This window comes from Paenirhizobium cremeum (genome assembly GCF_022884085.1).
In the GTDB taxonomy this organism is placed as follows: domain Bacteria; phylum Pseudomonadota; class Alphaproteobacteria; order Rhizobiales; family Rhizobiaceae; genus Allorhizobium; species Allorhizobium cremeum.
In genome coordinates, this window is record NZ_JAGGCS010000005.1 from 138,345 (window position 1) to 164,112 (window position 25,768).

28 protein-coding genes and 2 tRNA genes are annotated in these 25,768 nt (G+C 61.1%); 12 read left to right on the forward strand and 18 right to left on the reverse strand.

Annotated features, from left to right (window positions below):
* Positions 1-23: 23 nt before the first annotated feature.
* The 3 genes from J5N58_RS11065 to J5N58_RS11075 form a co-directional block, all read right to left on the reverse strand.
* Complete coding sequence (locus J5N58_RS11065; RefSeq protein WP_112827271.1) at positions 24-950, reverse strand: MBL fold metallo-hydrolase; 927 nt, start codon at positions 948-950, stop codon at positions 24-26.
* Positions 947-1,243 (reverse strand): cupin domain-containing protein, encoded by a 297-nt coding sequence (locus J5N58_RS11070; protein WP_113444092.1) that lies wholly within the window; start codon positions 1,241-1,243, stop codon positions 947-949. The genes J5N58_RS11065 and J5N58_RS11070 overlap by 4 nt, the downstream gene beginning before the upstream one ends.
* A gap of 114 nt (positions 1,244-1,357) precedes the next feature.
* A complete protein-coding gene (locus tag J5N58_RS11075; RefSeq protein WP_113444091.1) occupies positions 1,358-1,918 on the reverse strand; it encodes a type 1 glutamine amidotransferase domain-containing protein in 561 nt (186 codons plus the stop codon).
* Between the two features lie 230 nt (positions 1,919-2,148).
* Between J5N58_RS11075 and J5N58_RS11080 the strand changes: the two genes are divergently transcribed.
* Positions 2,149-2,223: transfer RNA gene (locus J5N58_RS11080), tRNA-Gln, on the forward strand.
* A gap of 451 nt (positions 2,224-2,674) precedes the next feature.
* Here J5N58_RS11080 and J5N58_RS11085 read toward each other — a convergent pair.
* Entirely contained in the window at positions 2,675-3,079 is a 405-nt protein-coding gene (locus J5N58_RS11085; RefSeq protein ID WP_112827268.1) for a hypothetical protein, read from the reverse strand.
* A gap of 289 nt (positions 3,080-3,368) precedes the next feature.
* Here J5N58_RS11085 and J5N58_RS11090 point away from each other — a divergent pair.
* From J5N58_RS11090 to J5N58_RS11120, 7 genes are all read left to right on the forward strand, one after another.
* A tRNA-Pro gene (locus J5N58_RS11090) sits at positions 3,369-3,445 on the forward strand.
* Between the two features lie 652 nt (positions 3,446-4,097).
* Positions 4,098-4,703: a DUF922 domain-containing Zn-dependent protease gene (locus J5N58_RS11095; protein WP_244710803.1), complete on the forward strand. Its 606-nt coding sequence runs from the start codon at positions 4,098-4,100 to the stop codon at positions 4,701-4,703.
* A 92-nt stretch (positions 4,704-4,795) separates the two neighbouring features.
* Positions 4,796-5,716, forward strand: a complete 921-nt coding sequence (locus J5N58_RS11100; protein WP_244710805.1) for a LysR family transcriptional regulator — start codon at positions 4,796-4,798, stop codon at positions 5,714-5,716.
* A gap of 108 nt (positions 5,717-5,824) precedes the next feature.
* Positions 5,825-6,721 (forward strand): VOC family protein, encoded by an 897-nt coding sequence (locus tag J5N58_RS11105; RefSeq protein WP_113338827.1) that lies wholly within the window; start codon positions 5,825-5,827, stop codon positions 6,719-6,721.
* 12 nt (positions 6,722-6,733) lie between these two features.
* Positions 6,734-7,723 carry a glutathione S-transferase family protein gene (locus J5N58_RS11110; protein ID WP_113338717.1) on the forward strand — a complete coding sequence of 330 codons (990 nt, stop codon included), beginning with the start codon at positions 6,734-6,736 and terminating at the stop codon, positions 7,721-7,723.
* A 17-nt stretch (positions 7,724-7,740) separates the two neighbouring features.
* The gene (locus J5N58_RS11115; protein ID WP_113338718.1) at positions 7,741-8,355 is read left to right on the forward strand and encodes an alpha/beta hydrolase; all 615 of its coding nucleotides are present in this window, start codon (positions 7,741-7,743) and stop codon (positions 8,353-8,355) included.
* A 245-nt stretch (positions 8,356-8,600) separates the two neighbouring features.
* The gene (locus tag J5N58_RS11120; protein WP_244710949.1) at positions 8,601-9,632 is read left to right on the forward strand and encodes a LacI family DNA-binding transcriptional regulator; all 1,032 of its coding nucleotides are present in this window, start codon (positions 8,601-8,603) and stop codon (positions 9,630-9,632) included.
* 21 nt (positions 9,633-9,653) lie between these two features.
* Here the strand turns inward: J5N58_RS11120 and J5N58_RS11125 are convergent, their stop codons facing one another.
* Both J5N58_RS11125 and J5N58_RS11130 read right to left on the reverse strand, forming a co-directional pair.
* Positions 9,654-10,178: a hypothetical protein gene (locus J5N58_RS11125; RefSeq protein WP_113426035.1), complete on the reverse strand. Its 525-nt coding sequence runs from the start codon at positions 10,176-10,178 to the stop codon at positions 9,654-9,656.
* Positions 10,175-10,723: a CGNR zinc finger domain-containing protein gene (locus J5N58_RS11130; protein WP_113338721.1), complete on the reverse strand. Its 549-nt coding sequence runs from the start codon at positions 10,721-10,723 to the stop codon at positions 10,175-10,177. The genes J5N58_RS11125 and J5N58_RS11130 overlap by 4 nt, the downstream gene beginning before the upstream one ends.
* Before the next feature lie 59 nt (positions 10,724-10,782).
* Here J5N58_RS11130 and J5N58_RS11135 point away from each other — a divergent pair, with 59 nt between their 5' ends.
* Positions 10,783-11,679 carry a branched-chain amino acid ABC transporter permease gene (locus tag J5N58_RS11135; protein WP_244710808.1) on the forward strand — a complete coding sequence of 299 codons (897 nt, stop codon included), beginning with the start codon at positions 10,783-10,785 and terminating at the stop codon, positions 11,677-11,679.
* Here J5N58_RS11135 and J5N58_RS11140 read toward each other — a convergent pair whose 3' ends face one another.
* The 5 genes from J5N58_RS11140 to J5N58_RS11160 form a co-directional block, all read right to left on the reverse strand.
* Positions 11,680-12,141, reverse strand: a complete 462-nt coding sequence (locus J5N58_RS11140) for a molybdenum cofactor biosynthesis protein MoaE (protein WP_244710810.1) — start codon at positions 12,139-12,141, stop codon at positions 11,680-11,682.
* A 66-nt stretch (positions 12,142-12,207) separates the two neighbouring features.
* Positions 12,208-12,462: a molybdopterin converting factor subunit 1 gene (gene moaD, locus J5N58_RS11145; RefSeq protein WP_113338829.1), complete on the reverse strand. Its 255-nt coding sequence runs from the start codon at positions 12,460-12,462 to the stop codon at positions 12,208-12,210.
* A gap of 2 nt (positions 12,463-12,464) precedes the next feature.
* A complete protein-coding gene (gene pgsA, locus J5N58_RS11150; protein ID WP_113338723.1) occupies positions 12,465-13,049 on the reverse strand; it encodes a CDP-diacylglycerol--glycerol-3-phosphate 3-phosphatidyltransferase in 585 nt (194 codons plus the stop codon).
* A 115-nt stretch (positions 13,050-13,164) separates the two neighbouring features.
* Positions 13,165-15,192, reverse strand: a complete 2,028-nt coding sequence (gene uvrC, locus J5N58_RS11155; RefSeq protein WP_244710812.1) for an excinuclease ABC subunit UvrC — start codon at positions 15,190-15,192, stop codon at positions 13,165-13,167.
* Positions 15,189-15,956: an SDR family oxidoreductase gene (locus tag J5N58_RS11160; protein WP_113426033.1), complete on the reverse strand. Its 768-nt coding sequence runs from the start codon at positions 15,954-15,956 to the stop codon at positions 15,189-15,191. The genes uvrC and J5N58_RS11160 overlap by 4 nt, the downstream gene beginning before the upstream one ends.
* A 365-nt stretch (positions 15,957-16,321) precedes the next feature.
* Here J5N58_RS11160 and J5N58_RS11165 point away from each other — a divergent pair, with 365 nt between their 5' ends.
* Complete coding sequence (locus J5N58_RS11165) at positions 16,322-16,966, forward strand: outer membrane protein (protein WP_112827255.1); 645 nt, start codon at positions 16,322-16,324, stop codon at positions 16,964-16,966.
* A 73-nt stretch (positions 16,967-17,039) separates the two neighbouring features.
* Here J5N58_RS11165 and J5N58_RS11170 read toward each other — a convergent pair whose 3' ends face one another.
* The 4 genes from J5N58_RS11170 to J5N58_RS11185 all read right to left on the reverse strand — a co-directional run bounded on the left by J5N58_RS11170 (position 17,040) and on the right by J5N58_RS11185 (position 19,761).
* Positions 17,040-17,636: a glutathione S-transferase gene (locus J5N58_RS11170; RefSeq protein ID WP_113426032.1), complete on the reverse strand. Its 597-nt coding sequence runs from the start codon at positions 17,634-17,636 to the stop codon at positions 17,040-17,042.
* 26 nt (positions 17,637-17,662) lie between these two features.
* Positions 17,663-18,394 carry a ribonuclease T2 family protein gene (locus J5N58_RS11175; protein ID WP_113338727.1) on the reverse strand — a complete coding sequence of 244 codons (732 nt, stop codon included), beginning with the start codon at positions 18,392-18,394 and terminating at the stop codon, positions 17,663-17,665.
* A 22-nt stretch (positions 18,395-18,416) separates the two neighbouring features.
* A complete protein-coding gene (locus J5N58_RS11180; protein ID WP_113444084.1) occupies positions 18,417-18,821 on the reverse strand; it encodes a hypothetical protein in 405 nt (134 codons plus the stop codon).
* Positions 18,822-18,903: 82 nt separating this feature from the next.
* Positions 18,904-19,761 carry a 23S rRNA (adenine(2030)-N(6))-methyltransferase RlmJ gene (locus J5N58_RS11185; protein WP_113444083.1) on the reverse strand — a complete coding sequence of 286 codons (858 nt, stop codon included), beginning with the start codon at positions 19,759-19,761 and terminating at the stop codon, positions 18,904-18,906.
* A 75-nt stretch (positions 19,762-19,836) separates the two neighbouring features.
* On the opposite strand from J5N58_RS11185, the gene J5N58_RS11190 reads away from it, so the two are divergent.
* Both J5N58_RS11190 and J5N58_RS11195 read left to right on the forward strand, forming a co-directional pair.
* Entirely contained in the window at positions 19,837-21,951 is a 2,115-nt protein-coding gene (locus tag J5N58_RS11190) for a molybdopterin-containing oxidoreductase family protein (RefSeq protein WP_244710814.1), read from the forward strand.
* Positions 21,948-22,550: an NUDIX domain-containing protein gene (locus J5N58_RS11195; protein WP_112827249.1), complete on the forward strand. Its 603-nt coding sequence runs from the start codon at positions 21,948-21,950 to the stop codon at positions 22,548-22,550. Before J5N58_RS11190 ends, J5N58_RS11195 begins: the two co-directional genes overlap by 4 nt.
* Before the next feature lie 92 nt (positions 22,551-22,642).
* Here the strand turns inward: J5N58_RS11195 and J5N58_RS11200 are convergent, their stop codons facing one another.
* From J5N58_RS11200 to J5N58_RS11210, 3 genes are all read right to left on the reverse strand, one after another.
* On the reverse strand, positions 22,643-23,581 hold the full coding sequence (locus J5N58_RS11200) for an omptin family outer membrane protease (RefSeq protein ID WP_244710816.1): 939 nt from the start codon (positions 23,579-23,581) through the stop codon (positions 22,643-22,645).
* A gap of 162 nt (positions 23,582-23,743) precedes the next feature.
* A complete protein-coding gene (locus J5N58_RS11205) occupies positions 23,744-24,685 on the reverse strand; it encodes an omptin family outer membrane protease (protein ID WP_244710818.1) in 942 nt (313 codons plus the stop codon).
* 89 nt (positions 24,686-24,774) lie between these two features.
* On the reverse strand, positions 24,775-25,725 hold the full coding sequence (locus tag J5N58_RS11210) for an ABC transporter ATP-binding protein (RefSeq protein WP_244710820.1): 951 nt from the start codon (positions 25,723-25,725) through the stop codon (positions 24,775-24,777).
* Positions 25,726-25,768 lie beyond the last annotated feature (43 nt).

A 25,768-nucleotide genomic window follows, 5' to 3' on the forward strand; every position in this document is an offset into this window, starting at 1 on the left:
ATATCGGATCGGGAAGGGGCTGTTCAGCTCTTCCGGTAGATGCCGCCAAGCCGCGGAGGACCGTCCGTCAGCACCTCGCCCTTTTCAACGAGGTCCTCGATATGGGCGAGCACGGAAAGTGCTGCGGCCCCGTGAAGCTTCGGATCGGTATCGCGATAGATCGCTTTCACCATGTCGGCGATCAGCCGGTCCCCGCCCTTGATGCGTTCCAGTATGGCCCGCTCGCGCATCCGGCGGTGGGTACGCAATCCGCGCAGAAACGCGGGCGGATCCTTCACCGGTCCGCCATGACCGGGAAAATAGATCCGGTCATCGCGGGCAAGCAGCCTCTCCAGCGATGCCATGTAATCGCCCATGGCGCCATCGGGCGGCGCCACGATCGACGTCGCCCAGGCCATCACGTGATCGGCGGAAAAGACAATACCCGCATCGTCGAGCGCGAAGGCGGCGTGATTGGCGGTGTGTCCGGGCGTGAGGATCGCTGTAAGCTGCCATCCGTCGCCTTCCACCTTGTCGCCCTCGCCAAGCGAAATGTCGGGCGTGAATTCGGTGTCCGAGCTTTCGGCAAAGGGATTGGTCTCGCCTTCATGCAAGGGGCGCGATGGCCGGTGGGGGCCTTCCGCAACGATCGTCGCACCGGTTTCCGCTTTCAGCCGGCGCGAAAGCGGCGAATGGTCCTTGTGCGTATGGCTGACGGCGATATGGGTCACTTCGCGCCCGGCAAGCGCGGTCATCAACGCGCGGAAATGGGCTTCGTCTTCGGGGCCGGGATCGATCACGCAGACCGAGCGGTGGCCGACGATATAGGTATTGGTGCCGTGAAAGGTGAAAGGACCCGGATTGTTGACCGTGATCCTCTGTACCTTGTCGGCTACCGGTACTGCCTCGCCGTAGGAAGGCTGGAAGCTCAGGTCGAATTCGGGAGGCTTCGGGGCGTCTGAGCCGCTCATTTGTATTCTATCTCGATGAAAGACATGGGGGCCTCGCCGCCGTTGACGACATTGTGCTCGACACCGGCTTCCCGGCGATAGACTTCGCCTGCCTTGCTCGTTACCCGGCGTTCGCCTCCGGCATCCTCGATGAGAAAGTGGCAGTCGGTCATCGGCACCACCACATAGCCGAGGCCGTGGGCATGATGACCGGTGGCCGCGCCGGGCTCGAAATCCCAGCGCGTCACGCGGACCACGGCATCATCAATGATAACAGTGGAAATGGCGGGCGGTCGGGCGGAATATCCAGGCATTTGCTCTCCTGTCGCATGGCTTGGGCCCAGATATCGGCCGAAGCGTTGCCGCCGTAAAGGGGTTTCGACAGAAGCGGCAGGCAGTTTTCAGGTTTCCGCCCGAAGAAGGGAGGATCAGGCGGCGTGTCGTGCGTGCCGACCTTCTTCCACCTCTTCGACGATCTTGGCGACGAACGCGCCGAGATCCGCCGGCGAGCGCGAGGTGATGATGCCATGGTCGGTGACCACGGCCTCGTCCTTCCAGATGGCGCCCGCATTGCGCAGATCCGTCTTGATCGAAGCGTAGGATGTAGCCTGGCGTCCCCGCAGGGCATCGGCCTCGACCAGAAGCCAGGGACCGTGGCAGATTGCGGCGATCGGTTTTCCGGATTTCACGAAGGCGCGGACCAGTTCGACGACGGCTCCTTCCTTGCGCAGGAGGTCCGGATTGATCTGGCCGCCAGGAATGACCAGGGCGTCGTAATCGTCGACCGAGACCTCGCCGACGGTCGTGTCGACATCTACGGTGTCGCCCCAGTTCTTTTCGGCCCAGCTCTTGATCGGCTCGGGGGTCAGCGAGGCAATGGAGACTGTTGCGCCGCGCGCCCTGAGTTCGTCGCGCGGCACGCGCAGTTCCGAGCGTTCGTAGCCGTGGGTGGCGAGGATGAGAATGCGGGCGGATTTGATAGAGGGCATGGGAAGATATCCTTTCTCGTCTCGATCTTCACTTCGGGTGAGATAAGGAAAACCAATGGCGACCGGGATCGTTCCCCGGCATCGCCTCTGTCGGGGAGCCGATCCCTTGAGGGAAAGAAGGAAGAAGCCTCAAAAAAACGCCGGAAGGTCATTGCCGCCGGCCGGAGGCTTTGCTAATCAGGCGGCCACTTGCGGATCGCGGCCTTAGGCCAAGCACCGATCCGTCCCGGTGGGGCGTAGCCAAGCGGTAAGGCAGCGGTTTTTGGTACCGCCATCCCCTGGTTCGAATCCAGGCGCCCCAGCCACCTTTTCCCTCATTTCTGCATTTGCCGGGCGCAATTTTGCCGTTCGGGTAAGATGCCTGGTCAAGCGCAGGAACGGCAGGCAAACAACAGCCCGGTCGTCAGCGAGGCAGAAACGCCTGGACGGCCTTGTCGCAGGTTTCTGGACCCAGAAGTTGAGCCTGGCTGCGGTAGGCAAGCGTTAACTATGACACTTATATAAAGGCCGGGCTTCCACAAGGTAATGCGTAGAGAAGAGCGTTGGTTTCGAGTTCCCTTGGGAGGACGTCATCCACGGCGTCCTCCGCAAGACTCCAGCGGCCTGGAAACTGACCTTGCGCGCGATATCGCAGCCTTGCCCCGGACACCTCCTGTCCAACCTATCCGGCATCCGCTTGCAAGACGCTGTTCCTGACGGATACTGTCAAAAAAAGCCCCCGAACCGCCAGATCGGGAGCTTCGATGATGGGACGGCTCACTCGGCCGTCAGGAACTCTTCGCAGTAGCTCTTGCCGCCGTCGACGCCGGGCTTGTCGATCACCGTGCGAACGCCGCGGATGACGTAGTCGGAGGAAACCGTAAGCTGGACCTCGCAGCGCAGATATTCCGAACGGGCCGGCTTCAGCAGCTTGCCCTTCTTGCCGTCACCGAGATCCTCGTAGACTGCGGGAACCGTACGGGTCTTGTAGCCGCCGCGCCAGGTGTAGAGCGTGGTTCCGCCGCTTTCGGAATCGCTCGTTGGCGGGCCGAACTTGGCAAAGAAGGCGCCGGCCGGCTGGCCGTTCCAGCGCGTTTCGATGCCGTTCCTGGCAACGCCCGTTGTTGTGCAGCCGGCAAGCGCCAGCAAGACGCCTGCCATGGTGATCACGCGGAAATTCATGTCTCTGTCCCTTGAGCTCTTGTCTGCGAGCCGGCCTGTCTTCGAGCCCAATTCCCCTGGCCCGCCAGCGTCCCGCATCACCGGCTTTATCCCCAAATGACAGCGGTGAAAATCATAACTGCGACAAGAACGTGCAATTTTTCTTGATGATGCGGGGAGGCCACGTTTGTCTTAGCTGCAAAATCCGGGCGCCGGCTCTCTGTCGTGAAAATTTCATCTTTTATCGGAATTTTTCCGCCAACCCGCTTGTGCAACAAAAAAGGCTGGACTATAGAGGCGCCACTGGTCACGGAGTGTAGCGCAGTCTGGTAGCGCACCACGTTCGGGACGTGGGGGTCGAGTGTTCGAATCACTCCACTCCGACCAGTTAACCGCCTGATCCCGAACAGGTTTTCCCGAAAATATCCCGGTAGATACAGCATACGCTTTCGCCTGCGATAGGTCGGAATTGCATTCCCAGCATACGAGGAAAGGGCCGCCTGCAAGCGCCGGGCGGCGGAATATTCGGACTTTGAATTTCGGGATCGAGCCTCCGACGGAGGCGGGCTGTGGGCCGCCGCCTCGTCCCGTCGAGGGGGAGATTTGTCTCACATTTTGCGCGGTGAATTTCCGCTTAAACGAATCGTTGGAGGCGTTGCTTATCGAGACGAACGAAAAGCTCCGACCAGGGCGGGACCCGCAAGTTTAAGGGGTAGGGGGACTGCGGGTCCCTGACCACCATCATGGTGGCTGGCTCTCTGATAGCAGGTCATTTCGCGAGCGCAGCATCGAATTGTGTTGCTTTCACAGGCACTTGATATGGTCCCTAAACCTGGGTGAACGCATATGGCCGCCTTGTGCCGAAATGAGGCGAAGCAGCCCGGTTTTCTGGTCTTGTGCTGTCTGGCGGGGACCGGGTATGCCGAGAGCGGGAAGGGCGAAAGCAATACGCTGGATTTTCCGTCCGTTTGCCCCGATATATCGAGGCCAGGCCGGCGGTTGTTCGTCGCGGCAGGATCTTTCTGTTCAGGGATTTTTTGTGAAGAGCACATTTCTTATCGGCTGGTCGGTAGCTATCGCCGTGTTTGCTGCATCGCCCGCTGCCGCGCAGAGCGCCTGGCAGGCCATCGAGAAGATTGAGACTTATTCGATCCGCGGACAGACCGGCCCCGAACTTTACGCCTCCATCGGCGAACGTGGCCCGGTGATCGGCGGTGACGTGCGCGCCATCGCCCATACCGGTTTCAAGCTGACCTGGCGGCGGGATTACCAGCCCCGCGGCACTGCCTGCGTTCTGGCGAGCGCGGTTCCGAAGCTCATCATCACCTATACGTTGCCGAAGCCGGCCAATCCCTTACCTCCGGCCGTCCGGCAGAAGTGGGACCGCTTCTATGCCGGCATCCAGGCACATGAACGTGTGCATGGCGATTTCATCAAGGAACTCGTTCGGCAGATCGAGGCGGTATCGGTCGGCCTGACCGTCGCTGACGATCCGGGTTGCAAGAAGATCAGGACCGAGCTGACCAGCCGGCTGGGTGAGCTTTCCCGCGCCGAACGCCAGCGAAGCCGTGATTTCGACCGCGTCGAAATGAGCGATGGCGGCAATGTCCACCAGCTCATTCTCGCTCTCGTGAACGGCGGATAACAAGACGATCCCACGCACGGGAACTGACATTTCCGCCGGCGCCGTGTAGGGCTTGTCCGATATCGCGTGGCAGGGCCGGAGAACCGCAGAGCATGGATCGACTGGATTGCATCCGCATGTTTGTCGCCGTGATGGATACGGGCAGCTTTGCCGCCGCTGCAGCCCGGCTCGGCATCAGCAGCAGCCAGGCGTCAAAGTTGGTCTCGCGCCTTGAAGCCGAACTCGGCGTGCAACTCATCAAACGCACGACCAGGGTGCTTTCGCCGACCGAGGCCGGCACCTCCTATTGCGAAAGGGCAAGGGCGCTGCTCGAGGAATTCGACCAGCTCGACGCCTCCGTCCGTAATGTCTCCGCCGCACCCTCCGGCCTTTTGCGGATTGCCGCGCCGATCACGTTCGGCACCCGACAGCTCGCGCCTTTGCTGAACGCTTTCGCCGAGCAATATCCGGACATCCAGATCGACGTCAGCTTCTCGGACCGGCCTGTCAATCTGGTGGAGGAGGGATTCGATGTTGCCGTGCGGATCGGCCACCCTGCCGACAGCACGCTGATCGCGAGGCGGCTCTGCGCCATCCGTATCGTCGTCATCGCCTCGCCCGCCTATCTCGCCGTCCACGGCACGCCGATGGCGCCCGAGGAACTCGCGGGCCATGCCTGCATCGTCGATACCAATTTCCGTGATCCCCTGCAGTGGCGTTTTCGGCCCGGCGGGGAAGCGGTCATCGCCGTCTCCGTTCACGGGCGGATGCGTTTTTCCAACACCGAGGCCTGCCTGTCGGCGGCTGTGGCCGGCCTCGGGATCGCTCGGGTGCCGAGTTTCGTTGCCGGTGCCACTCTCGCCGCCGGCGACGTTCGCCAGCTCTTCCAGGGGCTGGAAGATGAACCTCGTGGCCTCTACGCGCTCTATCCGCCTGGCCGCTACCTTGCCGCGAAAGTGCGTGTGCTCGTCGATTTCCTGGCGGAGCGTTTCCGCGGCGAGCCCCCATGGGATGTTGGTTGGCGAGATGATTAATTCCATTTTGGACGTAATTTTCGTCCGATTAATGGGATAATACTTCGAATGGAAATGATGCATATCGAACCGGACGAACCTCTGTTCGTATCGTCTGGGAGATTGCTCATGGTCGATGGCTCCGTCATTTCCTCCGTTCGGCGGCACAAGGCTGATACCGTTAAAACCGTCGCGGACAACAGCTTCGCGATCGGTCGCGTTGTGCTGACCGTAAACGACCTCGATGCCGTCAGCAGTTTCTATCGGCAGGTGGTCGGCCTTCATCTGCTGAGAGGCGATGCCGCATCCGTCGAACTCGGCGCTGGCGGCAAAACCCTGCTCGAACTGCGCCGCGATATATCTGCCCGCCGTCGTTCTCCGCGCGAGGCCGGCCTCTTTCACACCGCTTTCCTGCTGCCGTCGCGCGCCGATCTCGGGCGCTGGATACGCCATGCGATGGAGAGCCGGGCGAGGGTCGCCGGCGCCTCCGACCACGCCGTCAGCGAGGCGCTTTATCTCTCCGACCCGGAAGGAAACGGCATCGAGATCTATGCCGATCGCCCGATCCTCGAATGGCGTTGGCGCGACGGTCAGGTCTACATGCCGTCCGACCGGCTCGACATCGACAGCATTCTCGCGACTGCCGGTGACGATCGCTGGAAGGGATTTCCCGAAGGCTCGTGCATTGGCCATGTTCACCTGCAGGTCGGCGCGATAGATGCCGCCGAGGCCTTCTATCATGGGGTTCTCGGTCTAGACATCACCAGCCGCTATCCGGGCGGCACCTTCTACGCCGTCAACGGCTATCACCACCATCTGGCGACCAATATCTGGAACAGCCGGGGAGCCGGCCCGCGCAACTATCCGAGCACGGGCCTGGAAAGCGTCGAGTTCATTGCCGGGTCGCGTTTCGTCGATCCGGTCCGGCATCGCCTCGATACGTCTGCGGCAGCCACGGCCTTCACCATAGCCGATCCCTGGGGCACGAAGATCGCCTTCGAGACCCGCGATACGGCCGCGAACTGAGGAGAAACAATCATGCTTGTCGATGGCAAATGGACGGCCGAGTGGCATCCGGTCCAGGCGACCGATGCGAAGGGTGGTTTCGTGCGGCAGATCTCGGGTTTTCGCAACTGGGTCACGCCGGATGGCAGCGCCGGCCCGACGGGTGAGGACGGCTTCAAGGCGGAGGCCGGGCGCTATCATCTTTATGTCGCTCTGATCTGCCCCTGGGCGTCGCGCACACTGATCGGCCGCAAGCTGAAAAAGCTCGACCGCGCCATTTCCGTTTCCGTCGTGGAGCCGGCCCTTTCCCCCGAGGGATGGCGGTTCGGAACCTATCCCGGATCGAACCTCGATACACTGAACGGCGCCACCTACATGCACCAGATCTATACAAGCGCGGATCCGCATTACACCGGGCGCGCCACGGTGCCGGTTCTGTGGGACAAGCAGCGCAAGACTATCGTGAACAATGAGTCGGCCGATATCCTGCGCATGCTGAATTCGGGCTTCGGCAAACTGGCGGATGACACGTTCGATTTTTATCCGGAGCCGCTTCGTGACGAGATCGATGCGCTCAACGACCGCATTTATCCGCGTCTCAATAACGGCGTCTATCGCGCCGGCTTCGCAACGACGCAGATTGCTTATGAAGAGGCGTTCGCGGACGTCTTCTCCATGCTCGACGAACTGGAGGAGCGGCTCGCCGGCGGAGAGCCTTATCTCTTCGGCGTCAATCTGACCGAAGCCGATATTCGTCTTTTCGTGACGCTGGTACGCTTCGATGCCGCCTATTTCGGGCTCTTCAAGTGCAACCTGAGGCGCATCGCCGACTATCCGGCGCTGAACACCTATTTTTATCGGGTTCTGGCGATTCCGGGCGTCGCCGAGACCGTCAGCATCGACCATATCAAGCAGGGCTATTACTCCATCAAGGCGCTCAATCCGAACGGCATCGTACCGGTCGGGCCGGATCTTCCAGGTCTCGCACCGGTCGGTCTGAGCGCAGTTTACCCCTCCGCCTGACTCTTCCGGGAAAGACAATGACGAATACCGAGGCAAAAGCTCTTGTAATCCTCCTGCACGGCGTCGGCTCCAGCGGTGCCGACCTCGCCGCACTGGTTCCCGTCATGGCACCGGCGCTGCCGGGCATCGTTTTCGATGCGCCGAATGCGCCGCATCCCTGCGATTTCAACTCCGGCCACCAATGGTTCAGCGTTGTCGGCGTAACGGCCGAAAATCGGGCCGAAAGGATCCGCGCCGCGCGCGGCGCATTCGATGCCGTCGTAAGCGAATCCATAAAAAGGAACGGGTTCTACGGCCGGCTGGACCGTGTGGCTTTTCTCGGTTTTTCGCAGGGTACGATCATGGCGCTCGATGCGCTGGTCTCGGGGCGCTGGCCGGTGGGCGCCGTCGTTGGCCTTTCGGGACGGCTCTCGACCGACGATATGGCGGACAATATCCCGCCCACGCCCGTGCTGCTGCAGCACGGCGCCATGGACGGCGTCATTCCCGTCGGGGAAACGCTGGAGGCGGAAAGGCGGTTGAAGGCCCTGGGCGTTCCGGTCGAAACGCTGATCGTGCAGAGCCTGGGTCATTCGATCTCAGCCGAAGGCATTAACAGGGCGAGTGCCTTTCTCGCGCGGCATCTTGCCTGAACGTGACTGAAGGATTGGAAACCTCGAAATCCTTGCGCTGAAAAAACTGACCTTTTTTGGTTCATGTCGGCATTTCTTGATCCTCCCCCAACTCCTGGGGAGTGTATTTGCCCGGTTTTCCACAGTGCATCGATTGCGAGTGAAACTAAAATTCGATATTCTTCACAATTAAAGGTTGCCGAATGGGGAGACGTCGACGTTTGGTCGTTCGACGTCAGGCAGCCGACAGGCGGCGGGTGGGGCATTTGGGAACGAGGCGGCGACGTCAGCGTCAGGAAAGAGTAACGCTTCTCGATGTGGCGGCTGCTGCGGGAGTAAGTTCCATCACGGTTTCGAGAGCGCTGCGGAATCCGGAGAAAGTCTCTCCGATTCTTCGCGAAGCGATACTGAAGATCGTCGAGGACATGGGCTACGTGCCGGATTTCGCCGCTCGGGCGCTGGCCAGCCAGAACAGCGGCATCATCGGAGTGCTTTCTCCGGCCCTGACCAACTACGCCTTCTTCGGGGTCATGCGCGGCATAGAAGATCGGGTCCGCTCGACCGACCTGCGAATACAATATGCCAATACGCATTACGAACCCGCAGATGAGATCAAGCAATTGCGCCTGTTCTTTGCCCAGAACCCCGCCGGTATCATCATCGCCGGTGTCGAGGAACATCCTGACGTTCTGGACCTGCTGAAAAAGGCTCCCTGTCCGGTCGTGCAGATCATGGACATAACCAGTGAACCGACCGACATGGCGATCGGCATAAGCCACCGCCTTGCTGCCGAGGCGGCCACAAGCCACCTGCTCCAGCGAGGCTTTCGGCGGATAGCTCTGATGGGCGGTCGCTGGGATATCCGCAGCCGGCGCCGTCTCGACGGCTATCGCGCAGTGATGGAGAAGGCAGGTCTCTACGATCCAGACCTCGTATTCTCGCTCGATGTCCACACGAGTGTCGGATTGGGAGGGCATCTGCTCGACCGTCTGCTTCGCAAGGTGCCGGACGCCGACGCAGCCTTCTGCCACAATGACGATATCGCTCTCGGCGCATTGTTCGAATGCCAGCGGCGCGGCATACGGATGCCGGAGGATTTCGGTATTTGCGGTTTCAACGACCTCGAATATGCCGGTGCGTCGATGCCAAGCATGACGACGGTCCGCGTGCCGCGTTATGAGATCGGCTACAGGGCGGTCGACATGATCGTTCGCGCCTCCGGCGACGGCGTTCAGCCGGAAACCCAGATCGATCTGGGTTTTCATCTCGTCGAGCGGGAGACCACGGCTCGGGTCTGATCCGCTGTGCGGGCATCCGCGTCAGCTTTTCCCTTCGCCGTAATCGCATCCCTTCTCGGGTGAGAAATCCGCCGATCCGTCCGGTTTGAAAACCTCGGGATTTTCCGTGTAGACCGGACCGACGACGAGAGGTTTCGCGGGCAGGATGCTCTGATCCACATCGGAAGTGACCGTCGTGTCGATGGATTGCAGCAGTTCGCCGCGGCCGTCGACGATGCGGATTGTAACCGCATAGGGGCGTTCCTTGCGCACACAATGGATGGGCGGGCTTTCGAGCGTGATCCTTTCCCAGAAGGGAAAGATCTTCTCGCGTGTCCTGATCGGTTCACCGCCGGCCGGATTCTCGAATGCGGCTTCCGCATAGCTTTCCTCGGGCAGGGGGCCGTTGCGCGCCAGGGTGAGCAGGTAGGTGGCTTTGGCGACCCGGTAGTTGAAGACGAAAAGCTTGCCGGAAATCGCAAGCGGTCCTTCCTCTTCGCGTTGGCATCCTGCAAGGGCCGCGACGCCGAGCATGAACAGGACGGTTGCGGTGATCCGGGCCGTCATGACTGTCCTTCCTTCTTCCTGCGATAATGGCGGTTCGCCTTCACCCGGTTGCCGCAGACCGCCATGTCGCACCACGCCCGGCTCCGGTTCTTGCTTCTGTCGAGAAACAACCAGCCGCAATTGCCGCAGATCTTCATTCGTTCAGGCTCCGGCACACTGATTAATGCGAGCGCCGAACGAGCCGTCGCCGCTTCCAGCGACTGCTCGCTCTCCGCGCCTCTCAAGGCGGCGGCGGCGGCATCCAGTAACTCGGCGAGTGCCGTGCGGCTCTCCCGTCCGAGAGTGCGGCCGCGAAAATAACGGTCGATCGCCTCACGCAGTACGATCAGCCGCTCCCGGTTTTGCCTGGAAACGGCCGCAAGGTCGCCGAACAGAGCCCTCTCGGCGGAAAAGGTGGAGGCGGCGGCGGCAAAGTTGTCCAACTGGCGATCGTCGGCGAAGCGATCGACGGTTCGCTGCGCATCGAAGCGCAGGATGACGCTGTTCGCCACGTCTAGCGCCAGCGCGCCGCCGGCAAAACGGTGAGGAGTCCAAGTGAAGCTCATGGCGGAATTATAACTGGTAAAAATATGTTTACTAGTTATAAATGCGCGAGGAGGCGACAATGTCCTACCTGCTGCAACAATTGGCCAATGCCGTACCGATCGCCGCGCTCTATGCTGCGCTCGCGTTCGGCTATGCGCTTGCCTTCGGCATGACCCGGCGTCCGGATATCACCTACGGCGCGCTTTTTGCCTTTGCCGGGCAGGTCTTCTTGTTGTTTGCCCATATCGGCTGGAATCGACTCTTTCTCGTGCTGCCGGCGACGCTGGCGCTCGCGTCAGCCGCTTCGCTGGTCTACACGGCGACCGTCGGCACAGGCATTGCCCGGCATGTTCTGAGGCCGCTGCACAACGCCTCGACCAATGCGGTGATCGTGGCATCGCTGGCGCTGGTCCTCCTGCTCTCGGAATTCATGCGTCTGTCGATGAATAGCCGCGAACTCTGGCTTTCGCCATTTTTGAACGGGCGCATCGTCTTCTGGCGGCAGGACGGCTTCGAGGTCGGCCTGACGGTCATCCAGCTTGGCAGCGCGGCGTTCATGACCGGACTGGTTGCCGTCGGCCATGCCGTCTTGACCCGCAGCCGTTTAGGCAGGGCCTGGCGGGCGGTGGCAGACGATCCCCGTGCCGCGCGCCTTTGCGGTGTCGATGCCGATGGTGTCTTTGTTCTGTCCTATGTGTCGGCAGCGTCGATTGCCGCGATCTGCGGCATTCTCGCGACATCCTATTATGGCTCGATGGATTTTGCCTCCGGCCTGCTGTTCGGCCTGAAGATCGTGTTGATCGCCGCCGTCGGTGGATATTCCGTGCCTTTGAAATCGGCGCTGGGGGCCGCTTTGGTCGGTCTCGCTGAAACCCTCTGGGGCGGCTATGCGCCGCTTCTCTGGCGGGATGCCGCGATCATCTCGGCGCTGGTCCTGCTTCTGGTCGCAAGCCGTCGGGAGCGGCCCCTTCCTTGATTATCGCCACTTGTCGCGGGCGCGGTCGTCGGCGTCCCTGGCTGCCACCCACTGTCCGCTCACCCCGTCCAGCATGTGCTCCTTCTTCCAGAACGGAGCCGAGGTCTTCAGATAATCCATCATGAAACTGGCGCCGTCGAAGGCAGCCTGCCGGTGCGGTGCCGCCGCGATGACCAGGACGATCTGTGCTCCGGCCTCGATCCGTCCGAAACGGTGAATGGCGGTGAGCGCCTGAAGATGGAAGCGCTCGATGGCCTCCAGTGCGATGCGGCGCATTTCCGCTTCCGCCATGCCGGGATAATGCTCCAGTTCCAGGGCCGAGAGTGAACCGCCTTCGTCGCGGCAAAGTCCGATGAAGGAGACCAGGGCGCCGATATCCCGGCGTCCCTCGGTGATGGCGCGCGTTTCGGCCGCGCCGTCGAAGTCCTCGGCTTGTACGCGGATGATCGGAATGACGGTCATCGTCTCGTCCCCCATTTCCTGTTCGGCGAAGCGCGCCGAATATCCCGTGCGTCCGGCGTGGCGTAGTTATCCGCCCGTCATCGGCGGGAAAAGCCCGATCTCGCGCGCTCCGCCGATGGGTTCGTCGTGTTCCACATGCTCCTGGTCGAGCGCCACGCGGATAGCCTTGGGAAACTGCAGGGCTGCCTCGTATTCCTCGCCGAGGGTCGCAAGATGGGAAATCAGGTCGCCGGCGGTCTTCACGCTGGCGGGAAGCTCCACCTCTTCTTCGCCCCTTCCGATCCGTTCCCGCACCCAGGCGAAATAAACGAGCTTCACCATGGTCATTCGTCCACGATGTGCTTCACGCCGGCCCGGAAGTAGTCGTAGCCGGTGTAGATGGTCAGGAGTGCGGCAATCCACAGCAGCGTAATACCGATTTCCGTCGTGTAGGGGAGAACCTTGTCCCCGGCCGGACCTGCCAGCAGGAAAGCGATGGCGACCATCTGCAGCGTCGTCTTCCACTTGGCGATACGGGTGACGGGAACGCTGACTTTCAGCGCCGCCAGATATTCCCGCAGGCCGGAAACCAGGATTTCGCGGCAGAGAATCGTGATCGCCGCCCAGAGCGACCAGCCGGCGATGGTGCCGTCGGCCGCCATCAGCAGCAGGACGGAGGCGACCAGCAGCTTGTCGGCGATCGGGTCAAGCATACGGCCGATATTGGACGTCTGGTTCCAGATGCGGGCGAGATAGCCGTCGAAGAAGTCGGTGATCGAAGCGATGATGAACAGCCACAGCGCCGTCCATCTGGCGAAGTCGGAGCTCTGCAGCTTGCCTTCGATGAAGAAGCACAGAACGATGATCGGCACGGCCACAATGCGCCCGTAGGTCAGGATATTCGGAAGATTGTATGCGCGCGATGCCATGATGTCCTGCTGCCGGAAAATTTCGGTTGTAGATGACGGCTTTAAACCGGAAGCGTCAACCCAACTTTTTTGAATTGTCTATAGGAAATCGACGCCTGCAATATGCTTCGTGACGTCAGTCTGCGGCGTTTTCATGAAAGTGATTGTAGACCAGCCGCGCCACGGCCTCCGAGATGCCGTCGACTGCCAGAAGGTCGGACATCGCGGCGCGCGAAACGGCCTTGGCTGTGCCGAAATGCTGGAGCAGGGCCCTTTTGCGTGTGGGTCCGATCCCCGAGATTTCGTCGAGTGGATTCTTGACCATTTCCTTCTTGCGGCGCGCCCTGTGGGAACCGATGGCGAAACGGTGTGCCTCATCGCGCAGGCGCTGGATGAAATAGAGGACCGGATCGCGCGGCGGCAGCGTGAAGTCGGGCTTGCCTTCCGTGAAGAAGCGTTCCCGGCCCGCGTCGCGATCGACGCCCTTGGCGACGCCGATGGCCGTCACGCAGTCGCGGATGCCGAGCTCGTCGAGTATCGCGCGCACCGCCGTCATCTGCCCCTGACCGCCGTCGATCAGGATCACGTCGGGCCATGCCGGGAAGGGGGCGTCCGCCGAATCCTCGGGAGGAGTTGAGCGGTCCGGTTTGCCTTCTTCCTTGAGGAGGCGCGAGAAGCGCCGCGTCATCACTTCGCGCATCATGCCGAAGTCGTCGCCGGGCGTGATGTCGGTCGAGCGGATGTTGAACTTGCGATACTGACCCTTGACGAAGCCCTCCGGCCCCGCCACCACCATGCCGCCGACGGCATTGGTGCCCATGATGTGGGAGTTGTCGTAGATCTCGATCCGGCGCGGCACATAGGAAAGACCGAAGGTCTCGGCGAAGCCAGCGAGCAGCCGCGATTGCGAGGCTGTCTCCGCCAGCTTGCGGCCGTGGGCCTCGCGCGCATTGGCGTTGACGTGGTCCACCAGATCCTTCTTCTCACCCCGTTGAGGGACGAGGATCGAGACTTTGTGTCCCGCTTTCTCGGTGAGCGCCGCTGCCAGAAGATCTTGTTCCTCGACGGTTTCGGAGAGGAGGATCTGCCGGGGGCAGGGCTTGTCGTCGTAGAACTGCGCGAGAAAGGCGTTGAGCACCTCGGCGCCGGTGAGCTGTGGATCGGCCTTGGGGAAATAGGCGCGGTTGCCCCAGTTCTGTCCGGTGCGGAAGAAAAAGACCTGAATGCAGGAAAGTCCGCCTTCGTGATGGATGGCGAAGACATCCGCTTCCTCGACGCCGGCTGGGTTGATCCCCTGGTGGCTCTGCACATGCGAAAGGCCGGCAAGACGGTCGCGGAACACGGCGGCCCGCTCGAAGTCCAGTTCTTCCGCCGCTTCGTTCATGGCCCGCGCCATGGCTTCCTTGACGTTCTGGCTCTTGCCGGAAAGAAAGTCCTTGGCCTCCTTGACCAGCCCGGCATAGCCCTCGTCGCTGATCTCGTGGGTGCACGGGGCGGAACAGCGCTTGATCTGATAGAGCAGGCACGGCCGCGTGCGCGTCTCGAACACGCTGTCGGTGCAGGTGCGCAAGAGAAACGCCCGCTGCAGCGAATTGATCGTGCGGCCGACCGCGCTCGCGGAAGCGAAGGGGCCGAAATAGTCGCCCTTGCGCGCCCTTGCGCCGCGATGCTTGTAGATCGCGGGAGCACGGCTGTCGCCGGTAATCAGGATATAGGGAAAGCTCTTGTCGTCGCGAAGCAGCACGTTAAAGCGCGGCCGCAAGCGCTTGATAAGATTCGCTTCCAGCAGCAGCGCCTCGACCTCGGTCCGTGTCGTCACGAATTCCATATGGGTGGTCTCACGCACCATGCGCGTCAGCCGGTTGGAATGAAGTCGTCCCTGCGCATAGTTGCTGACGCGCTTCTTCAGGCTGCGCGCCTTGCCGACATAAAGAACGTCGCCATCGGAATTCAGCATGCGATAGACGCCAGGGCCGTTCGGCAACTGCTTGACGAATTCGCCGATCAGTGCGGCACCTGTCAGTCCCTCATGGCTGGCCGCACCCTCGTTCCAGTCGATGACGGCTGTAGCCTGCGGAGCCTCGGGCTCGACGATGGCGTCTTCGTCGTCTTCTTCCGTTTCGTCATAGAGAATGCCGCCATCCGGCAGCTTTCCTCCGGTCATTCATTGATCTCCGTGGCGCCCGGCACGCGCCAGGCGAGATGTTGTCCGCCATCCAGCGCAATCATTTGGCCGGTGATCGACGGCGTGTCAAAAAGAAAGCGGATCGTCCGCCCGAATTCCTCCAGCCGAGGACCCTGTTCAAGCGGCAGGGCATCGATCTGCGCCTGGAAATCGGCTTCGGTCTGGCGCACGCTCTTGAGGGTCGGACCGGGACCGATGGCGTTGACGCGCACCTTTGGAGCAAAGGCCTGCGCCATGGTGTGAGTCGCCGTCATCAGCGCCGATTTCGACAGTGTATAGGAAAAAAATCTTGGCGTCAGCGCCAGAACCCGCTGGTCGATGATGTTGACGATCAGGCCTTGGGCGTCTGCCGGCAATTGCTGGACAAGCCCGGCGGAAAGAATGGCCGGCGCACGCACATGCAGGTCGAAATGCGCCGCGAAATGCTCCGCCTCGAACCGGTCGGCGCTGTCTTCGAGAAAGACGGAGGCATTGTTGACGAGGAGGCCGATCGGCCCGAGTTCCGCCGACGCCATCCGCATCAGTTCGGTGGTTTCTTTCACATCGCGCAAATCGGCTTTCAGCGCGACGGCCTCGTGCCCTTCGGCGCGCAGCCGTGCGGCAAGAGCCTGCGCCTCCTCAATCGATCCGTTGCCATGGATTGCGATGGCAAAACCATGGCGCGCGAGATCCTCCGCGATGGCCGCGCCAAGTCTCTTTGCGGAACCGGTTACCAGAGCGGTCTTGAGTATGCTTGCTTTCATTGTGTTCCAACCCGACTGCCTGAGCGGCTGTTGCGCATATATGTCGTTTGCCGCCACGTTGAACAGGGGCGAGGAAATTCTTTTTGTGCAGGCGTCTTAAGAAGTACTTGGATTAACTTAAGTTTAATTCGAAATTAATGGTGTATTGTCGCGTTTAGAATTTGTTATGGTTAATAAATTTTGTGTTGTCGCAAAGCAACATCCCATTTTGGTCACTGCTGCGCCACAATCATTTCATATTTTGGCTCTTTCAATTCCTCATTTCGCCGCCATGTATTCATTCGGAACGGGCAGGGATTTCTAACTATCGTTCTCGCCGCTGTTTGTAAGGATTAAGCGCGGCAGTGAACTGAAAGGAGACTAATATGCGTACCCTCACTATGATTCTTCTGGCTTCCGCCACGAGCTTTGCTGCTATCCAGGCTGCAAGCGCCGCCGATGCCGTTGACCAGATTCCGGAGGCTCCGGCTGCTTCGGACAACTATGCCGCTCCGGCAGGCAACTGGTCCGGTGCCTATGTGGGCGGTATGGCCACCTACGACTTCGGTCGTTTCGACGGTGCAAATAACCGCGACGCCAAGGCGCTCGGCGGTGCCGTCTACGGTGGTTACAACATGCAGAACGGCCAGCTTGTCTATGGTGCTGAAGCCGATCTCGGTTACAACGGTGAAGACGGCAGTGCCGGCGCCGGCTACAAGGGCACCCAGGGCGTCAACGGCTCGATCCGCGGCCGCGTCGGTTACGACATGAATCCGTTCCTGATCTACGGCACGGCCGGTCTTGCTGTCGCGAACCACGAGCTGAAGAGCGCCACCGACAGCGACGAGCGCATTGCTGCGGGTTACACCGTCGGCGCCGGCGTCGAAGCGATGGTCACGGACAATGTCACCGCTCGCGTCGAGTATCGCTACAGCGACTACCAGAAGCGCGACTTCGACCTCGACGGCACCAACGTTTCCAAGGGCTTCGACGACCACAGCGTCAAGGTCGGTATGGGCGTCAAGTTCTGATCCCTGTCCGGATCGAACCAAGGAAAAGCCGGGCGCAAGCCCGGCTTTTTTGTTGTCTGGAATTCGTTATTCCTCAGGACTGCGGCCGCAGCGCTCCATAGTTTTCGAAGCGCTTGGCGAACTTGATCGGCCATGCGGTCAGTTCGGTATGACCGTTTTCCCATTGGCCGGGAAAACGCAGCATGAGATAGCCGAGCAGGCTTGCCATGGCGAAATGGCCGCCATGCAGCTTCTTGCCGGTCTTCGGCATGTTGTTGTCGAGATGCTCGAGGGAGCGCAGGACTTTTTCCCACTGACGGTCGATCGCGGCCTGGCTGACCAGTTCCGGCGGGCGGAACCGCTTCTCGTAGACGATCGCCAGCAGGCAATCGTTGATCCCGTCGCAGAGCGCTTCCAGAACTTCCGCTTCCGTCCGTTTTTCATCCTTCTTGGGATAGAGTTGCTTGCCGGACATGCGATGCAGGTAGTGCATTATCGCCCGGCTGTCGAATATGGCTTCGCCTTCGTCGGTTATCAGCGTCGGGATCTTGCCGAGCGGATTGGCATGGATCAGCACTGGTGGGTCGTCGCTGGTATTGACCTTCACCTCTTCGAGATCGATCCCGAGATAGCGGGCGGCCATGCGGACCTTGGACGAATAGGGGGAGGTGGTCGAAAAAAGCAGCTTCATGTCTGATCCATTCTCTTTTGCGGTCTTTACCGCTGAGGCGGTATGGTGATGTTCCGCTGCCGGCAGCTGTTGCGGTCGACTTCGGGGCAGGTGCGGAATTCCAGATCCTTTGTCATGCAGATCTGCACTTCCTCGAACTTGCCGTCCTCGCAGGTGACGGCGATACCGAGCGGCTCCAGCCCGCGATTGGCATCGAGGAACTGCTTTTCCAGTGCCTCCGGAGATATCCTGGTTTCCTGCCCCGCATTTGACAGGGCGGGGGGCGCTTTCACCTTTTCATAGGCGGTGCGGGTGATGGAGAAATAGTCGACCTGGCCCAATCCCGAGCAGGTTCCATGCTTGCGCCATTCATGCCCGATCAGACCCATGCTCGGCATGATGTCGAGCATCGCCCGACCGATGCTCTCCGGCACCCGTTGGGGAGCATCGCTGGCGCACGATTCCGGGTAGCCGCGCTCGAACTGTGGCCAGAGCCCATGGACGACAAGACCGTAATCCTTCGATGCATGACACTGGTCGCGATTATTGCCGCCCGGATTGAGCGAACAGAAGGTCGGCGACCACGACAGGGCCAGTACGTAGAAATCGAACCCCGTTCCCTGCGGCAGTCGCGCCGGGGAGGGAGCCGCCGGCGGCAGCATCGTGCTCTCCTGTGGCGCCGGCGACGGAGCGGACGTGCCGGAAGGCTTGAAAGCGGTGTAGGCGAAGGCCGCCAGAGCCAGCAAGGCGAGGGCAATGAAACCTGCATACCGGGACATGGCGTTCGCCGATCGACCCGGCTCAGCGCAGCGAAGCGCAATGGGCGCCGTAGACATGCCAGGGGTCAAGGCCGCTGGCGCAGAACTCGACCGAAGGGCCGACGCCCGCGAAACCCCATGTGCTTTCGATGAGATACCAGAGCTTGCGACGCTGGCCGTCCGTTCCTGTGATTGTCGTCTGGCAGTAGCGCCGCTCGACCCTGTGTGTGTCGTCGGCCGGCTCGAAGCGGCCTTCGCGGATGCTGCCGAAATCCTGAACGGCGAGATCCATCTTCAGGAAGTCGCGGTTGTTGCGGGCGAAGCGGGAGCTGACATGGCCGGCCACCTGTTCGCAGGACGGCGTTGCCGCAAGGCTCTCTGTGGCGACGCCGAGGGGCATGAAGCTTGCAAGCGACAGCGCGGCGCGGATCAGCAGACGTTTCGTCATGATGAATCTCCCCAGTGAGCCGCCACAATGTTGAGAAACATCGGCAACGTCAAGGGACCTCGCGGGTGTGTCCCGCCGGTTGTCAGGCCTGCTCCTCGCCCCTCAGCCAGAAGCAGCGCTGCGAGGCGAAGCGGTCCTTGGCCAGCACGCGCTTCAGTTCCGGCAGCGCCGCATGCAGTTCGTCTTTCAGCGTATAGGGCGGGTTGACGATGATGAGGCCGGAGCCGGAAAGGCCCGTCGTTTCGCGGTCGCTGCGGACGGAAAGCTCGGCGCACAGCATCTTCGGGATTTCCAGGTCCTTGAGCGCCTGATGGAAGGCAGCGATCGGCGCGCCTTTCTTGATCGGATACCACAGGCAATAGACGCCCGTCGAAAAACGCCGCCAGGCGCGGGAAAGACCGTCGACCAGCCGCTCATATTCTCCTTCGATCTCGAAGGGGGGATCGACCAGGACGATACCGCGCTTTTCCTTGGGCGGCAGATGGGCGCCGAGCGCCAGCCAACCGTCGAGTTCGGTCACGCGCACCTGATAATCGCCCTCGAAAAGACGCGACAGCGCGCGGCAGTCTTCCGGATGAAGTTCCATGGCGGACAGCCGGTCCTGCGGGCGGAAAAGCATCCGTGCAAGCTTCGGCGAACCGGGATAGAGCCGGATCGGACCGGCCGGATTGAGCGTGCGCACCGCATCGAGATAAGGAGCAAGGAAGGTCGCGACCGCCTCGGGCAGTTCCGCCTCGATGACGCGGCCGATTCCGTCCTGCCATTCGCCGGTCTTCTGGGCCTCTTCCGACGAGAGATCGTAGAGCCCGATGCCCGCATGCGTATCCAGCAGGCGGAAGGCCTTGTCCTTCTGCTGCAGGTAGACGATCAGGCGCGCCAGAACCGCATGCTTCAGCACGTCGGCGAAATTGCCCGCGTGATAGATGTGGCGATAGTTCATCTGGCATCCTGATGGTTACGATGATTTGTTTGAATGGGCCTTTTGGCGCCTTCGAGCTTGCAATATACAAAAGCCATGAACATCGCGAGCCCTATTCGTAAGACCGGTCACACGGTCTGTCCGCACGACTGTCCCTCCGCCTGCGCGCTCAACGTCGACGTCGAGCCGGACGGCCGCATCGGCCGAGTACGCGGGGCACCCGACAACAGCTATACCGCCGGCGTCATCTGCGCCAAGGTCGCCCGTTATGCCGAGCGGCTCTATCATCCGGGCCGGCTTCTGACGCCGAAACGGCGCAAGGGAGCAAAGGGCGCGGGCGACTGGCAGGAGGTTTCATGGGATGCGGCCCTCGACGAGATCGCCGAGGCCTTCCTCAAGGCGGAGGCGGTGCACGGCTCCGAGACGATCTGGCCGTATTTCTATGCCGGCACCATGGGGCAGGTGCAGCGCGACTCGATCGAACGGTTGCGCCACGCCAAGCGCTATTCCGGCTTCCTGGGTACGATCTGCACCAACATGGCCTGGACCGGCTATGTCATGGGAACCGGTGCGCTTCGCGGACCAGACCCGCGTGAGATGGCGAAAGCCGATTGCGTCGTCATCTGGGGAACGAATGCGGTGGCCACACAGGTCAACGTCATGACCCATGCGACCCGCGCCCGAAAGGAACGCGGCGCGAAGATCGTCGTCATCGACATCTACGACAATCCGACGATGAAGCAGGCCGATCTCGGCCTGATCGTCCGTCCGGGCACGGATGCGGCACTGGCCTGTGCGCTGATGCATGTCGCCTTCCGCGACGGTTATGCCGACCGCGAATACATGGCGAAATACGCCGACGATCCCGAAGGTCTCGAGGCGCATCTCGAAAGCCGCACACCGGAATGGGCGGCAGCCATCACTGGCCTTTCCGTCGACGAGATCGAGACGCTGGCGAAGCTGGTGGGAACGACGAGAAGGACCTTCTTCCGCCTCGGTTACGGTTTTGCCCGTCAGCGCAACGGTTCGGTGGCCATGCACGCAGCGCTCTCGGTCTCGACCGTGCTCGGCCTCTGGCAATACGAAGGCGGCGGCGCCTTCCACAACAACGGGGATATCTACCGTCTGAACAAGTCGGAACTGATGGGTACTGCCTATATGGACCCGTCGATCCGAATGCTCGACCAATCGCAGATCGGCCGTGTTCTGACAGGCGATCCGGAAGCGCTGCGCCATGGCGGGCCGGTGACGGCGCTCCTGATCCAGAACACCAATCCGATGAATGTCGCGCCCGAACAGCGGCTGGTGAGACAGGGTTTCCTACGTGACGACCTCTTCGTCGCCGTCCACGAGCAGTTCATGACGGAAACCGCCGAGGTCGCCGATATCGTGCTGCCGGCCACCATGTTTGTGGAGCATGACGATATCTATCGCGGCGGCGGCCATAGCCACATCCTCCTCGGGCCGAAGCTGGTGGAGCCGCCGGAAACGGTGCGCACCAATCTCTTCGTGATCGAGGAACTGGCGAAGCGTCTCGGCGTGTCCAACTATCCGGGCTTCGGTCTTTCCGAACAGGAGCATATCGACCGGCTTTTGAAGGCAAGCGGACAGCCCGGCTATGACGAGTTGAAGGCCGGCCGCTGGATCGACTGTCAGCCGGACTTCCGTTCTGCCCATTTCCTCGATGGTTTCGGCCATCCGGATGGCAAGTTCCGCTTCCGGCCGGATTGGGTTGCGGGCAAGTCTCCCAACAAGCCGCCGGCAAACGTCGGCAATCTCGGCCCCGTTGCAGCCTTGCCTGCGCTTCCCGATCATGTCGACCTGATCGAGGTTGCGGACGCCGAACATCCCTTCCGCCTCGCCACGTCTCCCGCCCGCAACTTCCTGAATTCGACCTTCGCCGAAACGCCGACCTCGGTCGAGAAGGAGGGCAGGCCGGAAGTCATGGTCAACCCGCAGGATGCGGAACGGCTTTCGATTGCCGTCGGCGATATTGTTCGCATCGGCAACCGGCGCGGCGAGGTCAGGATACATGCGCGGGTCACCGAAGCGGTGAAACCGGGCGTGCTCGTGGCCGAGGGATTGTGGCCGAACAAGGCGCATCTCGACGGGGAGGGCATCAACGTGCTGACCGGCGCCGATTGCGTAGCGCCCCATGGTGGCGCGGCCTTCCACGACAACAAGGTCTGGCTCGCGAAGGACGGCGAATGAGCCGCTTCGACCGGACGGGCATCGACATCGTCAGCGACGAGACCGTCTGGAAGGGATGGAGCACCCTGCGTCGCGTCGTTTTCGACTATGGGCGCGACGGCGATACGACGCAGCTCGAATGGGAGGTCTTCGATCGGGGCGAGGCTGTTGCCGTGCTCCTGCACGACCCTCACCGGGATGCAGTGGTTCTGGTGCGGCAGTTCAGAATTCCGGTTTATCTCCAGGGAGATGCTCCGTTTCTGCTGGAAGTGCCGGCCGGCTCCATGGAGCATGGCGAGGATCCCGCTGAGACGGTCGTCCGGGAGGCCGAGGAAGAAACCGGCTTTCACATCAAGCGGGTGAGGCGACTGTTCTCGGTCTACATGTCGCCGGGGGCGGTCACGGAGAAAATCCATTTTTTCCATGCCGAGATCAGCCAGGCTGACAAGGTCTCCGAGGGTGGAGGGCTGGACGAGGAGCACGAGGATATCGAACTCGTGGACATCCCGTTCGAAAGCGCCCTTGCCATGATTGAAAGCGGAGAAATCTGCGACGCCAAGACGATCATGCTGCTGCAATGGGCGGCCCTGAACCGCGCGCGGCTTTCCGGGGAAGGCTGATCCTTATCGCGTGAAAAAAGGCCGCGAACGTGCAAAGATACGTTCGCGGCCAGACGGACGGCATGGCTGGCCGTCCGCGGGGGCTGGGATTGTCAGAACTTGCCCTTCAGGCCGAAGGAGATCGAAACGGCCTGGAAATCCGCCCCGGCACCATTGGAGAAGTGCTGGTCTTCGCTTGCTCCGGTCGTGTCGACCATGCGGACGTCACCCTTGGATTCGAAGACCTTCTCGAAATTGCCGGCGACGTAGAACGCAGCATTCTGCGTCAACTCGTAGTTCACCGCGACATTGGCACCGAACATCGGCGCGGCTTCCATGGAATCGTAGAAGCGCAGGTCACGCATCCAGTGATCGTCGATATCCTCGATGCCGAAGCTCAGGCCGCCCTTGAGTCCGCCCGAAATCGTAAAGGCGCCGATCTTGTGCTCCGCATTTGCCGCCAGGAAGGCAACCGGGATCTTCTGCCGGTAGCTGATCGCCCTTTCGCCATCGGCGAAACTGCCCACGGTGTCGTGCAGGGCGGAGGTGCTGTAGATATAGGAGCCGCCGAACGCGCTCCACTTCACGTCGGAATAGCCGAAACCGACCCCGACATCGAGGGTCGTCGCGTCATCGGAGTAGACATCACGATCCACCTCGATCGAGCCGTTGAAATAGTGGTCGAGTTGCGTGTCCGGATGGGTGGAGCGATGCGTCCAGTCATCGATGGAATAGACGAGCCAATCGTAATCGACCATATGGCCGTTGCCGTTGGCGCCGATGTCGACGTTTGCCTTCACGCTCCAGTTTTTGTCGAGATTGGCGGTCGCGCCGAGGGTGTAGAGCATGACGCCCTTGCTTTCCCAGTCGAGCTGGCTGAGCTTGTGCGATCCGTCATAGACATATTCGCCGGCCTTGATATTGGCGAAGCCGATGCCCCCGTAGATGGAGAAACTCTGGTCCGGAGAAGTGAACAGATTGTCGGCCGCCATCGCCGGAGAACAGAAGACAAGACCCGCCAGCAAAGCGGCTTTGGTGCGAAGAAGAGACATGTAATTACCCCCATGCGTCGTGTTCTAATGCCGACGGACACTAAGGTTTTCCTCTTTTTCCTCAACGGGTTGAACCGTCCATTTCTGGGGGTGCCCCGGGCCAAAAATGGGTTTATTGATCGGAGAAGTGATTTTTGAACTTCGGCGCTGGCCCGGCCGACCTCAGAAACGGCCCTTGAGACCGAACGAGACCGACCACGACTGGAAGTCAGCACCTGCCGCGTCGTCGTAATTCGCCGATGCGGAGCTGGTCGTGCTCTCGACCTTGGTATCGCCCTTGACGTGATAGACTTTCTGGAAGTCGCCGGCCACGTAGATCGACGCCGACGGCAGCAGCTGGTAATCGAGCGAGACATTGGCGCCGATCATCGGCGCGGGCTTCATGTCGTCATAGAAGCGCAGGTCGCGCAGCCAGTGATCGTCGATGTCGCTGATGCCGAAGGTGGCGCCGCCCTGTATGCCGCCGGCAAGGGTCAGCGCTCCGATGCGCTGCTCGGCATTGGCGGAAACGAAGGCGACGGGAATCTTCTGCCGGTAAGTGATGCCTTTTTCCCCATCGGCGAAGTTGCCGACCGTGTCGTGCAGCGCATAGGTCGAATAGATGTAACTGCCGCCATAGGCGCTCCATTGCACGTCCGAATAACCGAGGCCGCCGCCAAGCGAAAGTCGTGTCGTATCGGTCTGGTAAAGGGTTCTGTCCGCTTCGATCGTGCCGCTCAGATAGTGGTCGAGCCGGGTGTCGGGATGGACGGACTGGTGAGTCCAGTCATCGATGGAATAGACCAGCCAGTCCCTGTCGACCATGTGGCCGTCGCCATCCATGCCGATGTCGAGCTTGCCTTTCAGACGCCAGTTGTATCCGAGTTCCAACGTTGCCCCCATCTTGGCCGTTGGGACATTCTTGCTCTCCCAGTCGAGCTGGCTGAGCTTGTGGCTTCCGTCATAGACGTATTCCCCGGCCTCAAGGCTGGTGAGGCCGAAGCCGGCAAACGCGCTCACCGAGCCGTCGGACGAGGAGTAGAAATTGTCCTGGGCGCGAGCGGGCAGGGCGATGGCCACTACGGCTGACGCAATCAGCGGTAAATGAGAAAAACGAATCGCCATGCCCTGCAACCCCTTGTTGTTCATGGGGAGCCTGCATCGGAATGGTTAATGATTGGCTAGCGCAGGATATGCCGCGGCATGCCGCTCGATCAGAACGCGAGGGCTTCGGCATCCGCTTCCGCGAGGTTTGCAAGGGATGGCGCAGTGCGCACCATCTCGTATTTAACCTGCGTCACCTTCACGGCCCGGTACCAGTCGACGAGGTCGCCCCAGGGATCGTTGATCTTGGCCAGTCCCGCGATGAAAGCCGCGATGGTTCCTACTTCGGTCTGGCCGGTGACCACGAAGTAGCCGCCCAAGGCCAGGATGCCGGCGTAACCGAGCTGGGTGAGGAAATTCATGAGGAAGTTCATGGTGAATTTGATCTTGTAGACGCCCATATTGAGCGCGAAGATCTGCTCGATCCTCTTGTCCTGCACGCCATCTGTATCGACCGCCGCGCCGCGCTCGACGATGCCGGCGCTCATCTGGCGGGTGACGTCGATCTTGGCTCCGACACGGCGATTGATGGCCGATTGCATCAGCGGCACGAAACCGATCTGCGGACAGAAGACCAGCACGACCACGAGTGCCATCATCGGCTGGAGATAGATGAGATAGCCGGTGACGGTTACAAGGATGCCTGCCTGCAGCAATGGCTCAGAGATGGCGCCGCCGACAAAGCCGCCGATGGGTTCTGCCTCGGCGATGACGATCGAAAGTTCAGCCCCCTCCTTCCTGATGTCGACGGGAGCGGGATGAACCTTGTCGGAGACGAAGACGACACGGCGCAGCCACCGCACCGATCTCTCGCCGATCCAGTTGCGGTAGATGTTGAGCGCGAGTTTTACGGCTCCTTCGGCAAGGACGCAAAGCACATAAAGTGCCACCAGCGTGAGGATGGCGCTGAACGGGTGCCGGTCGGTTGCGTCGTTGACGATCCTTCGCTGGATTTCGAGCGGTACCGTGCCGAGAAGAAACAGGAGTACGGACAGGATGGCGATGACAGCCTGATGCGGGCCGCTGACCTGCCAGACGAAGCGATAAAGTGAAGTCGGCACCGCGATTCCCTGCCTTCTCGATCGATGTGCAGGGAATGTTGCG